Source organism: Candidatus Rickettsia mendelii, assembly GCF_057543435.1.
Map to the genome: position 1 here is coordinate 26,966 of NZ_BTGX01000014.1, position 15,793 is coordinate 42,758.

Genomic DNA, 15,793 nt, shown 5'->3' on the forward strand with positions numbered 1-15,793 from the left:
TTATCTTAATAAGTCATGTGATTAAATCATTGGATGATATAGAACTAAAGCCAGGCTATAAGAAAAATCTATGAAAAAACTCTCAACATTTATTATTACTAAAAATGAAGCTGCAAGAATAGGGCGTGCTATAAATAGTGTAAAAAATGTTGCCGATGAAGTGATAATAGTGGATAGTGAAAGTACTGATGAGACAGTACAGATAGCTAAAAGTTTAGGTGCTAAGGTAGTGATAGAACCATGGCTTGGTTATGTAGGACAAAAATCTTTTGCTGAAACTATCTGTAGCAATGACTGGATACTTAATATTGATGCTGATGAAGAATTATCTCAAGAATTACAAGAAGAAATAAAGTATATTTTCGCTTCCGGAAGTCTAAATCATTATTTAGCTTATCAAATAAAGCTACTGATAATGCATCGTAATGATACAAAGCCTAGGATTTTTGCTCCTTATAATAGATGTATTAGACTTTATAATAGAAAATTTGCGAGTTTTGCTAATACTGTAAATAGTACTACACATGACTCAGTAGTGTTTAATAAAGATGTTGATTACACTGATAAAATCTATGGGTTAAATGAGGTTGCTTATCATTATTCTGGTACTTCAATTGAGCAGTTAATAGCTAAAGCAAATTTTTATTCTAGTGAGCAAGCAAAAGATTTATTTATGCAAGGTAAAAATTTTTCAAGCTTCAGGATAACTATAGAAATGCTAGTATGCTTTCTTAAAGCATTTTTTATTAGGCGGTATTTTATATTTGGCTTTGATGGTTTTGTAGATTCAATGATTTTTGCTTTTGCAAGATTTTTACGCCTTGCAAAATTAAGAGAGAAAATAAGAAATTATGAAAGAAAATTTTAATGTTAGTAAATTAAAAAACGGTTTAACAATCTTAACATATAATATGCCTTATGTTAATTCGGTAGCAATAAATTTAATTGCTAAAGTTGGAAGTCGTTATGAAAATATTGAAGAAGAAGGTATTTCTCATTTTCTTGAGCATATGGCTTTTAAGGGTACTAAAACTAGAAATGCAAAACAAATAGCTGAAGAGTTTGATTCGATAGGAGGACACTTTAATGCTTATACTGGTCATGAACATACGATATATTGCGCACGAGTATTATCTGAGAATTGTGATAAAGCACTTGCATTGCTCGCCGATATAATTCAAAATTCTATTTTTGCTGAGGAAGAAATAGCTAAGGAATATCAGATAATTATGCAGGAAATTGCTTATCATCAGGATAATCCAGATGATTTAGTATATGAAATATTTTATAATAGTGTTTATAAAGATCAGCCCTTAGGTAAACCAATTCTCGGTACAATTAAAACACTTGCAACTTTTACAAAAGAGCATTTTTTATCTTTTATAGATAAATATTATAATGCTCAAAATCTTTATTTATCAATCGCTGGTAGTGTTGATCATGCTAAAATAGTTAGTATAGCAGAGCACTTATTTTCTTCTTTAAAACAAGGCGCAAGAAGTAATTTTTCGCCAGCAAAATATATAGGTGGTCATAGCTTTATAAATAAAGATTTAGAGCAAACTACCTTGATATTAGGATTTGAAGGTACATCTTATATTAATTTAGAGAGATTTTATCAAACACAGTTACTTGCTATAATATTTGGTGGCGGTATATCATCACGTTTATTTCAGCATATTCGTGAAAAATTAGGTCTAGCATATGTAGTAGGTAGTTATAATAGTGCTTATTTTGATAGTGGGGTGTTTACCATTTATGCAGGAACAGCACATGATAAATTGGAACTACTATATACAGAGCTTAAAAATGAAATAACAAAAATGATGGAAAGAGTGAAGCATGAAGAGATTATTAGAGCTAAAACACAAATCCGAAGTAATTTGCAGATGGTGCAGGAAAAAGTAACTTATAAATCAGAAGAAATAGGTAAAAATTATGCTATTTTTGGTAAATATATTTCGCCTGAGGAGATTATAGAGATTATTATGGATATAAAAGATGATGATATTATTAAAACAGCAAATAAAATATTTAGTAGTGCTACCACTTTAGCTGCTATAGGTCCAGATCCAGATATACCTTTGATATTTTAAAATTTGCTATGTCAAATTTTAAGATTCTTATGTGCTAACGTATTATAAATATACGCATGCATGTTAGTTACATATTTTCCTTGCAAATTTTAAAATATCTGCAGTATCGCTTTTTATGAATTTTGAGAAAATAAAAAAATGAAGAAAAAACTTTATGAAGGCTCAAGTAAAATTTTATATTCTGCTGAAGAAGATTTTTTGCTTGTAATGGCTTTTTCTGATAAAGCTACTTTGGAAAATGGTGAGATCATTGATATATCAGGTAAAGGAGTACTTAATAATAATATTTCTTCTTTTTTGATGAATAAGCTGGAAATGATTGGTATTGAAAATCATTTTATCGAAAAGATAAATATGAGGGAGCAATTAATTCAATATGTAGATGTATTTCCAGTGCAGGTAATCATATCATCAGTAGCCTGCGGTAGGTTTGTAAAAGAATTTGGCATGGATGAGGGGTATGTATTTGATAAACCTATCATTGATTTTAGAGTGAGAAGCCGTGAATTTAAATATCCGGTAGTTAATGAACATCAAATATTAAATTTTGGTTGGTTAGCTAATGATGAAATTAAAACAATAAAAAAACAAGTTATGCGTATATATGATTTTCTTAGTGGTTTATTTATTGGTGTTGGTATTAGGCTTGTAGAATGTAAGCTTGAATTTGGACGTGTGTCTAATGGTGAGGAATCAATAGTAATGCTAACTGATGAGATTAGTCCGGATAATTGTAGGTTATGGCAAGTTAACAGTAATGAAAAATTAGGTTTTGAACTGCTTGAGAAAGAGCCAAATAAAGCTTTTGAGGCATATCATCTAATAGCTGATCGTTTAAAAGAACAATAAAAAATATCTTTTTAAGACATCTATCCTAAGACTTTTAATAATTTTTATAATAAAAAAGGTGAGAATAAGCTTTATGTTTTAATTTTAGTTGGTATGATACACCATTTATCAAAGTAAAAATGATATTATTTCTATTCTTAATTAATTATAACTATACATATTATATTAATAAATATAGATTTAGTCTTAATTTAAAGTAAAGTAATCTTAGAACCTTTAGATTTTTATTGTGATGAAATAGTTATTAGGCATATTTTTTTTAATGTTACAAAAATTGATTTTTATGGAAGTAATATAAAAATTACTCCTATTAAGGATGAAGAAAATATTTTATACTCACCTGATCGTAAGGTAATAATTTAGTTTAGGAAGTATTTATTTAATAGATTACCTGATTATGAGGTTTTAATGAAATTAAACCAATTATTTATAGTGCTTAGTATGCAGAAAAATTAATAGAGTTTTGAATTGAGTCTAAAAGGAGAATGTTCTGGAAGAAAAAAGATTATATGGTAAGACTGTACTAATACTGCTATTATATAGCAGTACTTAATAAAAATAGAAGATACTAGAGAGTTTTTTTTAAAACTAAAAAAGTAAACATCACTTATAAAGCAGCAGAAGCTTTTAGTAAAAATGCTGAATTATAAAGACGAAGAATCTTTAATAATTAACGTGAAAAGCAAAGATTATAAATTCACTTGATAAGATTATTGATCAGATTTTAATTATACAAAAGTAATAGTTATAATTATATGATTAAGCATGTTGTATTGTTTAAGTTTGTAGCCACTCCTTCTAGGAAACAAATAGGAGATGCTTTAGCAAAATTAGGAGATTTAAAAAATACTTCTATTTTGTAGATTAAATCTTTGTATTTAAAAAAATTGTAGTCGTTAAAAAATTTATAAATAAGGGTTTCAAATATGCTTTTATTATAGAATTTTTTAATGAAAAAGATAGAAAATACTATTAAAATCATCATAATCATGTTGGAATATCCTATGAGTACATTATGCCTTATAACTGAGGAAGGTGTAAATTACTAGTGGTGTTTAGATTATAAAATTTAAAGAAAAAATAAGTTAAAAAATGATAAATATTTCCTTTCCTGATGGTAGTTCTAGACAGTTTAAAAAAAATATTACTGTCTATGAAGTGGCGAATGCAATTTCGATGTCACTTGCTACACAAGCAATGGTTGCTGAAGTAAATAATGAGCTCAAAGATTTGAGTACTGTAATAACAGTAGATTGTAAGCTTCGTATTTTAACTGCAAAAGATCCTGAGTGCCTTGAGATAATAAGGCATGATGCAGCACATTTAACAGCTGAAGCAGTGAAAGAATTATTCCCTGAAACTCAAGTAACAATTGGTCCTGCAATTGAAAATGGTTATTATTACGATTTTGCTCGTGATAAGCCTTTTACCACAGATGATTTAGCTGCTATAGAAGCTAAAATGCAAGAGCTTTCAAACAAAAATGAGAAAGTAACAAGAGAATTATGGGATAGAGATAAGGCAGTAGAATTTTTTAAATCTATAGGAGAACACTATAAAGCGGAGATAATTGCTTCAATTCCAGCAAGTGAGTTGATAAGTCTATATAGACAAGGTAATTTTATTGATTTATGCCGAGGCCCACATGCTCCATCTACAGGTTTTGTTAAGCATTTTAAGTTGATGAAAGTTGCTGGTGCTTATTGGCGAGGTGATAGCCGTAATCCTATGTTACAGCGTATATATGGTACTGCATGGGCTACTAAAGAGCAATTAAGTAATTACCTCTATATGCTAGAGGAAGCTGAAAAGCGTGATCATAGAAAACTTGGACGAGAACTTAATTTGTTTCACTTCCAAGAAGAAGCACAAGGGATGGTGTTTTGGCATGATAAGGGCTGGAGTATATATAATACTATCGAGCAATATATTAGAAGAAAGATTCGTAAGAATGGTTATATTGAAGTTAAAACTCCTGTTTTAGTTGATAAAAGCATTTGGGAAGCATCAGGACACTGGGAGAAGTTTCGTGAAGATATGTTTACTTTAGAAGCATATGATAAGACTCTTGTTTTAAAGCCAATGAATTGTCCTTGTCATGTACAGATTTTTAAACAAGGTGTAAAGAGTTATCGTGATTTACCGCTACGTATGTCAGAGTTTGGTTTATGTCACCGTAATGAAGCATCAGGTGCATTGCATGGTTTAATGAGAGTACGAAGCTTGGTACAAGATGATGCACATATATTTTGTGCTGAAGAGCAAATTACTAGCGAAACTGTTAGCTTTTGTAAATTACTAACTGAAATTTATAAAGATTTTGGTTTTACCAAAATAAAAGTGAAATTTTCTGATCGTCCTAGAATTAGGGCAGGGAGTGATGAAGTTTGGAATAAAGCTGAAAATGCCTTGAAAGAAGCAGTAGAAAAGGTTGGTTATACTTATACGCTAAACCCAGGTGAAGGTGCATTTTATGGTCCAAAACTTGAATTTGTGCTAACCGATGCGATAGGGCGGCAGTGGCAGTGCGGTACATTACAGATGGATTTCGTATTACCGGAGAGGCTTGGTGCTAATTATGTTAGTGCAAGTGGTGAGAAAAAGAGACCTGTAATGCTGCATAGAGCAATACTCGGCTCTCTTGAGCGTTTTATTGGTATATTAATTGAAGAATATGCAGGTTGCTTTCCACTTTGGCTTGCACCTATTCAAGCTGCTATTGCAACTATTACTAGTGACTTAAATGATTATGCTTTAGAAGTACAAAAGGCCCTAATTGATAGTGGTATAAGAACAGATATTAACATCTCACCGGATAAAATTAACTATAAGATTCGAGAATTTTCTAATCAAAAAATACCAATAATTGCTATAATAGGTAAGCGGGAAAAAGAAAATAGACAAGTAACTATCAGAAGATTTGGTGCTACTGAGCAAGAAGTATTATTCATAGAGCAGTTAATAGCATTAATAAAAAAAGAGAATACCAAATATCTTTAAATCAGTAATCAGTATGAAAGCAAAAACAATAGTGGTAATAATTTTTTCAGCCATTATAAATATGGCTTCTATTTCTATAATATTGCATAAGATAGTCAAAATCATGAAACTTAGAATCGTGATTTAATTCTTTGTAAGAAATCTTTTTATGGGTATGAAGTTCCTAAATTTTATAAAAAAACATATTAATTATTTAATTTAGTAGGAGGAAAAGAGCTCTTAGGTGTTTGTATATGGGTTATATTAAACTGGAATAGATATAGAATATAGCACAAAAAGCAAATTATTATTATGAATTAGCAGTGTAGTAGAAGGAGATTATAGATTCGCTTGTAATAAAATCTTTGCTTATATTTAGCTAATTTAATATTAGAAAGTGAATAAAAAAGATTATTCTCAAACTGTAGTTTTATTTTTAGATAAGTTGGTAAATGGCATATTTATGTATACAAATTTGTATATGATTCAAGCTATAAAATAAAATTTAAAGAGATAGATATGCAGTTTTAGGAGCTTAATAGAGTGTACTGGTAACTTCTCATGATGCATCAATAAAATATTTGAAATTTATTATTGATAAAGTTTCTGTAAGTGTTGCTATCATTTTAGTTCAATATATGAAAACAGTAGTACCTAAAAATATTAACTAAGATGTAAAATATAAGGTATTAGTAATACAAAATGATACTGATTAAAAAGATTTAGAAGAAAATGCTAGAATATAGTTGTGATCATCTTTTTAAAGATAATATGAGAGTATTAGGTTATTCTACTAAAAATGCTGTTAACGATTACTTTAATAAATTACTACAATGGTTAGTATTTTATACTCCTAAAGCTTTTTTACCTTTAGATTGCTCTTGTTCAACTGATTGAGTATGAGACTTAACTTGATGGATTGCAAGGTCAACTACATGTTCATACCTAACTCCATTATCAAGTAGGACCTGGCCACATTTATTTACTAGAATAACATCTTCTTTAGAGAACTTATTGATAATAATGTCTGTGATATCATAAAGGAATTTCCAAGATAATTCTATTTTTTCTTGCAATGTCAGTTTTTTATTATCTTGTTTTTTATTGTTAACAGCAAAATTTTGTGAATCACCAAGATCAGTTCTTTCGGTAGGTAAGATATTTTTTCTTCGCGTTGCTAATTTCCTACGTATTAAAAATATTAATAATAATGCTAAACAGCCTATGGCAATTAAAATATGAGTATTAGAATTAGACATTATTTTGCTCTTTCTTGTTTTTGATTTAAGTTTTGTGTTGTAGTAAGTAAAGTAACTACCGCTTTACCTATCTTTAATAAATTAGCTACTTCGGGAGCTAGCTTAGTAAGTGCCACAATAGGTGGAGGTAAAATAAGATTTAGATTAGCTTTTACTGCTAAGTATAATGCATTTACTAACTTTTGACCTCCAGGTATTATGCTTACTACTTTCGTTACATCACTTATAATTTCCTTAGCTTTTTTTGCTGCTTTACATAGAGAGCTTATCTTTTCAGCAAAAGAAGCTTCTGGGTTTAGCACTTTTAACAATTCTGTTTTAGTTTTACTTAGATTACTAGAAATAGTATTCTTTACAGAATCTAATTTGTCAATATTTATATCTTTTGGAATTGCACTTTCAATATTGCTTTTTAGTTTCGATATTTTTTCTTCTACTTCTTCTTTACTTTTTGGTATTGCAGCAGCAGCTTTTAAAACTTTTTCTAAAGAATCTATATTACTATGTTTTTTTTCTACTTCGATAACTTTAAGAGGTGCTTCTTTTGATATTTCTGAAATTTCAGCAATTTTTTTGGTTCTTTGATAGATATCCTTAAGTGTTTCATTAGAATTAATTTCTTGTCTAATTTTTTTTATATCATTATACAATTTTGTTACTTTTAGTAATAATTTCTCATGACCTATAAGGTTATTTACTTTTTCTAATATGCCATTCATTTGTATAAAAGTCCCAAGAACTGGCATTTGAGTTGCTATCAATCCAGCCAATATATTTTCTAGTGACTTTATAATTTTTTTAGAAGCTCCTATGTATAGTTTATCTAGCTCTTGTTGAAACTTTAAAATTTGTTCTAAAACATGTATCGATTTCTCTATAATAGCACTATCAAATAAAAAGATATCTTTTGTTTTTAATTGTTCTTGATACACTTTCTCAAGTGTTTCCGATAAGGTATTTACAGATTTTTTTATTGTTTTATTGAAAAATATCTCTGCTTTTTCTATATTTAGGTTTTCAGTTTTAGATAATTCACTTAAAGAATTTTTAAAAATATTAAATAAACTACTGTCTAAATCTATTAGATTTTTTTTTAAAGATTTTGTAAAACCGTTTAGCTTTATTAGAAGCCTGTATAATTCAGCTTTTTGTTCTTTATTTAAATTTTTAAAATGAGAAAAATTAATTATAGACATACTAAAAAATCTTGCAATTTTATGTTAATATTTAATTTTAAAGCTTAAAGCCTATGCAACAAAATGAAAAATAGTTATCATTGCCCTTGAGATTAATTTTTGTTATATTATGTGCTAGCATTGCTACAATAGTTTTGTATTATTTTATTGAGAAATAGCTATATTCTTTAAAGGTTAAATGAATCTCACTAATATATTATCAATAAATTTAACAATTTATGCGTAAATTAACTACATTTATCATCACATTATTACTGACTTGTTCAGCTATTGCTGTTGATTTGCAAGGAGCTTTAACTGCAGGGTACAAGAATAATGATGAGCTGAAATCTATTAGAACTAAGTTCTTGAACTCGATTGAGCAATTTCCACAAGCTTTTTCAGGATTTATGCCTAGTGTAGGAGTGCACGTTAGTAAAAATAATACTAAAAATAAATATAATAAAAAATATGCTAATAGGCTTGGTCTTACTCCGAGAGAGACAGATAGTGATCAAGGGTCATTAACAATTCAGCAATCATTATTTAGTGGTGGTTCTAGTGTTGCAGCACTTAAATCTGCTCAAGCAGGATTTAGAGTAGCACGTGGTGAATATTATGCTCAGGAACAAAGAATATTATTAAATTTAATAACTGCATATCTTGATTATTTTGAGAGTAAAGAGAAATATGATATTTCAGAAAGTAGGGTTCGCACTAACGTACAGCAGGTTAATACTGTTAAAGAGAAATTAAGGCTTGGAGAGGCAACCGAAATAGATATAGCAACTGCAAAAGCAGGCCTTGCAGCATCGGAAACAAATAAGCTAAGTGCTTATGCTAATTTTCAAGCAAAAAAAGCAAATTTTATTAGAGTGTTTGGTATAGAGCCAATAGATATAGCCATGCCTGCTTTACCTAGTAGTTTACCTGCTTCATTAGATGAATTAAGAAGAAGGGCTGCTAAATTAAGTCCTGAAATTGATTCAGCAAGGCATAATGTAACTTTAGCAAAAGCACTAGAAATGGTGGAAAGAGGAAAATTATTGCCGCAAGTAAGTGTAAGTTTGCAATCAGGTAGAACTCACTACAATCCACAAGATGAAATAATTCAAAATATAAATAATAAAAGCATTACTACTACTCTTTCAGTAAGTATTCCTATTTATTCTGAGGGAGGAGCACAATATTCAAGAATTAGAACAGCTAAGAACCAAACAAGAAGTAGTGCAATACAGTTTGATCATGCAATAAAGCAGACGCAAGCAAGTGTTATAAGTATATGGGAAGGGTTTGAAGCAGCAAAATCACGTATTATTGCAGCTAATCAAGGAGTGGATGCTGCTCAAATATCGTATAACGGTATAATGCAAGAAGAAATCCTCGGTTCTAAAACTATACTCGATGTTTTAAGTGCAGAAGAAAAATTATATGAAGCAAAAATAGCTTGTGTGGATGCTTATAAGGCTTCAGTGCTTGCGGCATATCAAATGAAATTATTAACTGGTGAGTTAACAGCCCAAAGTTTAAAACTTAAAGTAAAATATTTTAGTCCTGAAGAAGAATTTAAAAATCTTAAAAAGAAAATGTTTATAGGTTTCTAATGAGTAAGGAAAAGAATCAAGATATGTCAATAGAAGATATATTAAAGTCGGTCAAAGGAGTAATTGACGAACGTAGAAAATTTAGTCATGAGAATGAAGATGAAGATATACTCGAACTAACAGAGATAGTAAACCAAGATGAAGAAAAGCAGGCAGAAGCGCAGGATGAAGAAGAAAAATTAATATCGACTAAATCTGCTGAGGCAATAAGTGATATTTTTAAAAGTTTTACTAATACTATTAAGGATAAGAATCTAGATAATAATAGTTCATCTAGAAATACACTAGAAGAATTAGTTATTGATATATTAAAACCAGAACTTAAAAAATGGTTAGATAAAAACCTACCTTTACTTGTTAAAGAGCTCGTAGAATATGAAATAAAAAAATTAGTGCAGAATAGTAAGAAGTTGTAATACGGTTCTTGTATCATTCCTGCAAAAGAAAAAATCCAGTAAGAATTATATAAAACACAAGTTTTTATATTTTTATTTTATAAAATTTGTAATTTTTGATTACCAAATAAGGTTATTTACTCTGGATTTTTACTTTATCGAGAATAACCAATCTTTGAGGTTTTGTAAGGTATGCAGTAAGAACATTATAGTGTGGTTATTTTGCTACAAGATAAATTATTTAATAAGGGATTTATGTTAAATAGATTATGTAAGATATTATTTTTTATAAGTATGTTGTTAGTGATAGTGCAAAGTTATGCTGTGCCACCGCCATTACCTATTGCTGAGGTAAACACTGAAGACAAGGATGTTGGCTCTAATTCTTTTATTTTTGATAAATTTAAGCAATTTTTTTATAAATCAAAAAAGAAAAATGCGCTATCTCAATCAAAAGATAAACAAACTAAACTATCTGACAAAGAAGAATCTAAATTAGCTTTACAAGAACCTAATGAAAACGATAAAATAGAGCCATTTATAGATATTGGTAGTACAACATTACCTAGTGCTACAAGCAATAATGTACATGCTGATGAAATTGTTCCTAATATACATTATGATACAAATTTAGCTTCTAATAATATTGCTCCTGTGATAACTCCTAAAGTACTAAAGCCAATGGCCTCTATATCTTTGGATCGTCCAGAAAATAATGTAGTGTCACCATCGCAACTGGTGTATAATAAACCACCTAATTTACCTCATACACGTAAGCCTATTCTTCTTAATTCTCCTTCTGATGCTGATAAAGATGAAGAAGGTGTAAAACTTGCACGGCCAGCACCATATATACCTAATATACCAGTTTCTTCTCCATCTGTAGTGCCAAATAATGTATCTGTAGTAGCAGCACAGCCTATAACACTAACTAATCAACCAGCTGCTCAACCTAAGGCTACTACAACTACGGTCATGCTGAATAAGGTAGATGTGCCAGTGAGTACCCTGCCTGTTGTAGAGTCAGCAATTAATTCTTCAGTAGAAATTAGTAATTTAAAAGAGGCATTTGTTTCGAGTTCAAATATACCTAAAAAACAGGATTGGTATACTCCTCTTACGCCTGTTGTTGTAGTTCAAGCGAATCAAAACCAACATATAGATAGTCATATGAACCTACAGACTGTAAGTACTTCTAGTGTTACAGTTCAAAAACAAGGTAATAACGTAAATAATAAAATATCAGAATTGGCAGCAAAATTTGTTAAGAATGAAACGCAAATGTTGTTTTTGCCTGATGATGATATAGTTCTCGGTAAACTAACAGAACAAGCAACTTTAGAACAGATGGATATACATGCATACATACAATTATTTCAGAAGAAAGAAGAGTGGATAGCAAATGCTGAAAGAAGAAAAGTTGTAGAGAGTTTTATTAAATATAATAATGATTTAAATAAAAAGAAAGATATTTATGCTAATCTATCTTATTGTAGTGCGGTAGATAATATTTTTAGAGCAGTTGATAAGAATAACCTTTTTGCTTTGCGTGCATTACTTGATAATTATCCTATATTACAAGAAAAAAGCAGAACTGGTGAAACGTTACTAACTGCTGCTACCTATAATAATAATTATTATTTGGCAAAATTTTTAGTGATACGTGGTATTAAAATTTCTTCTTTAAATGATGAATGTAAATATCCTTTAGATATTGCTATAGCAAGAGGAAATAACAATATAGCTTGTATGTTAATTAAAGCTAAAGGCTATAATTAGTTCTACTAATTTCTTTAAAGCATAATTGCTTTTCTATGCTAAATGTTTTAACTTAGGGAAACGCCATAAGCTTATTTCTTTTTGGTAAATTTAACAGAAATTCTTTATTTAAATGAGTGATTTATTTAGCTTGAACAAAGAAAGGAAAAATAAACTAGTTGATAGTAACTATAGTGCAAAAGATATTGAAGTATTAGAGGGACTTGAGCCTGTCCGTAAAAGACCAGGCATGTATATTGGCGGTACCGATTCACATGCCATGCATCATTTAGTGTCAGAAGTGCTTGATAATGCTATGGATGAAGCGGTCGCTGGTTTTGCAAGTATTATTACAATAAAAATGTACGCAGATCATAGTATTACTATATCAGATAATGGTCGTGGTATACCTGTTGATAATCACCCTAAATTTCCTAATAAATCTGCATTAGAAGTAGTCTTAACTACGCTTCATTCTGGTGGTAAGTTCTCAAATAATATTTATCATACTGCTGGTGGATTGCATGGTGTTGGAATATCAGTAGTTAATGCTTTAGCAAAGCATCTGGAAGTTAAAGTTTATAAACAAGGTAGATTATATAGGCAAAGTTACTCTAAAGGAAAAAAGTTAACTAATTTAATGTATACAGAAGCTCCTAAGAAACTAAGAGGTACATCAATAAATTTTATTCCTGATCCAGAAATTTTTGGTGAAAAATTATACTTTAATCCTAAGAAAATTTATGAGCTAGCAAGATCAAAGGCTTATTTATATCGTGGTGTTACTATAGAATGGGAGTGTGAATTTGAGGTATCATCAGATGTACCTAAAAAAGCGTTAATCAATTTTCCAAATGGTTTAAAGGATTATTTAAGTTCAAAAATAACGTTAGATAATTTAATTATGCCAGAAATTTTTTCTGGTAATATGGAAGGAAAACAAGATGGAGTAAAACTTGAATGGGCAATTTGTTGGCAAATTAATGATAGTTCAGCATTTATTCAATCTTATTGTAATACTGTTCCAACGCCATTAGGAGGAACGCATGAACAAGGTCTTAAAGCTGCAATATTACGAGGGCTTAAGACATATGGTGAAATGGTAGGGAATAAGAAAGCTGCTAATTTAACTATTGAGGATATTTTAGAAACAGCAAGTGTAGTCCTTTCTATTTTTATAGCTGAACCGTCTTTTCAAGGGCAGACTAAGGAAAAATTAGTATCACATGGAGTAAGCAAACCTGTGGAAAATATAATAAAAGACCATTTTGACCATTGGCTTAGTAGTGATAAGGCTTTAGCTAATAAGTTGCTCGAACATGTAATTAGTATTGCTGAGTTTAGAATAAATAAGAGGAATGAAAAAAATATTTCTCGTAAGAATGCTACTCAAAAATTACGTTTACCTGGTAAGCTTGCTGATTGTACAAGAACTTCTTCTTTAGGAACAGAACTATTTATTGTAGAAGGAGATTCGGCAGGAGGATCTGCAAAACAAGCACGTAATAGGGAAACACAAGCAGTGTTACCATTATGGGGAAAATTATTAAATGTTGCGAGTTCAACTCTTGAAAAAATTATTAATAATCAAGCAATACAAGATTTAGAAATAGCTCTTGCTTGCGGTAGTTTAAAAAATTATAAAAGGGAAAATTTGCGTTATGAAAAAATAATTATTATGACTGATGCAGATGTTGACGGTGCCCATATAGCTTCATTATTAATGACTTTCTTTTTCTTACGAATGCCGGAATTAATAAAAGATGGACATTTATACTTAGCTAAGCCTCCGCTTTATCGCTTAACACAATCTAATAAAACTTATTATGCAGCTGATGAAGATGAGAAAGCAAAATTAATAGATAAATTAACAAAAGTTAACAAAGCTAAAATTGAAGTAGGTAGATTTAAAGGGCTTGGTGAAATGATGCCGGCACAATTAAAGGAAACTACTATGCATCCGGAGAAAAGAGCACTTTTAAAGGTTACTTTAGAGGATTTTCAAAATGTTGATAAAATAGTATATGATTTAATGGGTAAGAAACCGGAAAAAAGATTTCAATTTATTTATGAACAAGCTTTAGTTAAAATAGATAAAATTATCAATGATCTAGATATTTAAGAACATAAGATTAGAACATATTTGGAGTATTATGTATTTGCATTTAATCATAGCACTATTTCTTAGTATAAATTCTGTTTTTGTATTTGCTGATGCTAAAGAAAGAATAAAGGAACCTAGAAATAAGATATCAAACGAAGAGGCTTATAAGCAATTTCAAGAAGTATTTGAACGCATCGAAAAGGATTACGTACAAGTTCCAAATAAACAAAAAATGGTGGATGAAGCAATTAATGGTATGTTAAATTCGCTAGATCCACACTCAAGTTATTATACTGATGAAGATTTAGAAGATATTTTTACCTTTACAAAAGGTGAGTTTGGCGGGATTGGTGTTGAGATAATGTATGATAGCGGAGTAATTAAGATAATATCACCTATTGATGATTTACCTGCTTTCAAAGCTGGTCTTAAAGGAGGAGATTACATAGTAGGTGTCAATGATTCATTGGTTTCAACAATTGGTCCTAATAAAGCTATAAAGGAGATGCGTGGTGTACCTGGTACTAAAGTTAAATTATTGGTAATCAAGCAAGAGGAATCAAGACCACAAGAGATAGAGCTTACTCGTGAAATAGTAAAAATAAAACCAATAAAGGCGCATTTAGAAAAAAATAATATTGCATATATACGTATAACTACTTTTAATGAATCAACAATTTCTGAGTTAAAAGCAGCAGTAAAGAAGCTAAAAGATGAAAGTAAGGATGATATAAAAGGTGTAATTCTTGATTTACGCAATAATGCTGGAGGTATACTCGACCAGGCTATTGCTGTTAGCGATTATTTTATTGATTCCGGTGTAATTGTAACAACAAAAGGTAGAACTGCATCAAGTAATAGTGAAACTAGAGCAAATGAGTTTTCATTAAAAGCTCCCAAAGTACCTATGATAGTTTTAATAAATGGTAATTCTGCTTCTGCATCAGAAATAGTTGCTGGGGCTCTGCAGGATCATAAAAGAGCAATAATAGTTGGAACTAAGTCTTTTGGTAAAGGTTCAGTGCAGGCTTTAACACAAATTAATTCTAGAGCTGCCGTAAAACTAACTATATCTAAGTATTATACTCCTAGCGGTCGTTCTATTCAAGCAGAAGGAATTGAACCGGATATTATAATTGAGCCAGCAAAAGTTGAATATCCTGAGATAAAAAAAATAGATAAGCGCTTTTCTGAGAGTTCTTTAAAAAATTATTTAAAGAACGATAATGAAAAAGATAGCTTAATTAAAAATAAAGATAGTAAAAAAGAAACAGAACCTAAAAATAATAAATATGAAGATAAAGAATTATCTGAATTATACAAAAAAGATTATCAATTTGCTCGTGCTTATGATGTAATTACAGGGTTAATTATTAATCAAAAGATTAGAAATAAAGAATGATGTTAAGCAGAAAGATAAAAAATAAGATAAAAGAATTGGTGGTTATGTATCTTAAGTAAAATAAATATTGTTATATATCTTTAATGTTATTTCTGCTTCTACAGGAAGTTAGGGCAAAGCGTATTTTGGGCATAATTTTATTGGATTCACACTTCTGCAGGCATGATATAAA

At 29.8% G+C, this 15,793-nt stretch carries 10 protein-coding genes and 1 pseudogene; 9 read left to right on the top strand and 2 right to left on the bottom strand.

The window, feature by feature from the left end:
• Nucleotides 1-70: 70 nt before the first annotated feature.
• The 4 genes from AC27F4_RS02465 (at nt 71) to thrS (ending at nt 5,945) form a co-directional block, all read left to right on the top strand.
• On the top strand, nt 71-868 hold the full coding sequence (locus AC27F4_RS02465) for a glycosyltransferase family 2 protein (protein WP_487061758.1): 798 nt from the start codon (nt 71-73) through the stop codon (nt 866-868).
• Complete coding sequence (locus tag AC27F4_RS02470) at nt 852-2,096, top strand: M16 family metallopeptidase (RefSeq protein ID WP_487061760.1); 1,245 nt, start codon at nt 852-854, stop codon at nt 2,094-2,096. The genes AC27F4_RS02465 and AC27F4_RS02470 overlap by 17 nt, the downstream gene beginning before the upstream one ends.
• Nucleotides 2,097-2,234: 138 nt before the next feature.
• The gene (locus AC27F4_RS02475; protein ID WP_487061762.1) at nt 2,235-2,945 is read left to right on the top strand and encodes a phosphoribosylaminoimidazolesuccinocarboxamide synthase; all 711 of its coding nucleotides are present in this window, start codon (nt 2,235-2,237) and stop codon (nt 2,943-2,945) included.
• Between the two features lie 1,092 nt (nt 2,946-4,037).
• Nucleotides 4,038-5,945: a threonine--tRNA ligase gene (gene thrS / locus AC27F4_RS02480; RefSeq protein WP_487061764.1), complete on the top strand. Its 1,908-nt coding sequence runs from the start codon at nt 4,038-4,040 to the stop codon at nt 5,943-5,945.
• Between the two features lie 824 nt (nt 5,946-6,769).
• On the opposite strand, the gene AC27F4_RS02485 is transcribed toward thrS, so the two are convergent.
• Together AC27F4_RS02485 and AC27F4_RS02490 are read right to left on the bottom strand one after the other, a co-directional pair.
• Nucleotides 6,770-7,183, bottom strand: coding sequence for a DUF2660 domain-containing protein (locus tag AC27F4_RS02485; protein WP_487061766.1), 414 nt, complete (start codon nt 7,181-7,183; stop codon nt 6,770-6,772).
• The gene (locus AC27F4_RS02490; protein ID WP_487061768.1) at nt 7,183-8,379 is read right to left on the bottom strand and encodes a hypothetical protein; all 1,197 of its coding nucleotides are present in this window, start codon (nt 8,377-8,379) and stop codon (nt 7,183-7,185) included. The genes AC27F4_RS02485 and AC27F4_RS02490 overlap by 1 nt, the downstream gene beginning before the upstream one ends.
• Before the next feature lie 218 nt (nt 8,380-8,597).
• On the opposite strand from AC27F4_RS02490, the gene AC27F4_RS02495 reads away from it, so the two are divergent.
• The 5 genes and pseudogenes from AC27F4_RS02495 (at nt 8,598) to AC27F4_RS02515 (ending at nt 15,646) form a co-directional block, all read left to right on the top strand.
• Nucleotides 8,598-9,962: a TolC family protein gene (locus AC27F4_RS02495; protein WP_487061770.1), complete on the top strand. Its 1,365-nt coding sequence runs from the start codon at nt 8,598-8,600 to the stop codon at nt 9,960-9,962.
• Nucleotides 9,962-10,378: a DUF2497 domain-containing protein gene (locus AC27F4_RS02500; RefSeq protein WP_487061772.1), complete on the top strand. Its 417-nt coding sequence runs from the start codon at nt 9,962-9,964 to the stop codon at nt 10,376-10,378. Before AC27F4_RS02495 ends, AC27F4_RS02500 begins: the two co-directional genes overlap by 1 nt.
• A gap of 234 nt (nt 10,379-10,612) precedes the next feature.
• Entirely contained in the window at nt 10,613-12,136 is a 1,524-nt protein-coding gene (locus AC27F4_RS02505; protein ID WP_487061774.1) for an ankyrin repeat domain-containing protein, read from the top strand.
• A 112-nt stretch (nt 12,137-12,248) separates the two neighbouring features.
• Nucleotides 12,249-14,237 carry a DNA topoisomerase IV subunit B gene (gene parE, locus AC27F4_RS02510; protein ID WP_487061776.1) on the top strand — a complete coding sequence of 663 codons (1,989 nt, stop codon included), beginning with the start codon at nt 12,249-12,251 and terminating at the stop codon, nt 14,235-14,237.
• Nucleotides 14,238-14,268: 31 nt separating this feature from the next.
• Nucleotides 14,269-15,646, top strand: a pseudogene (locus AC27F4_RS02515) (S41 family peptidase).
• Nucleotides 15,647-15,793: the final 147 nt, after the last annotated feature.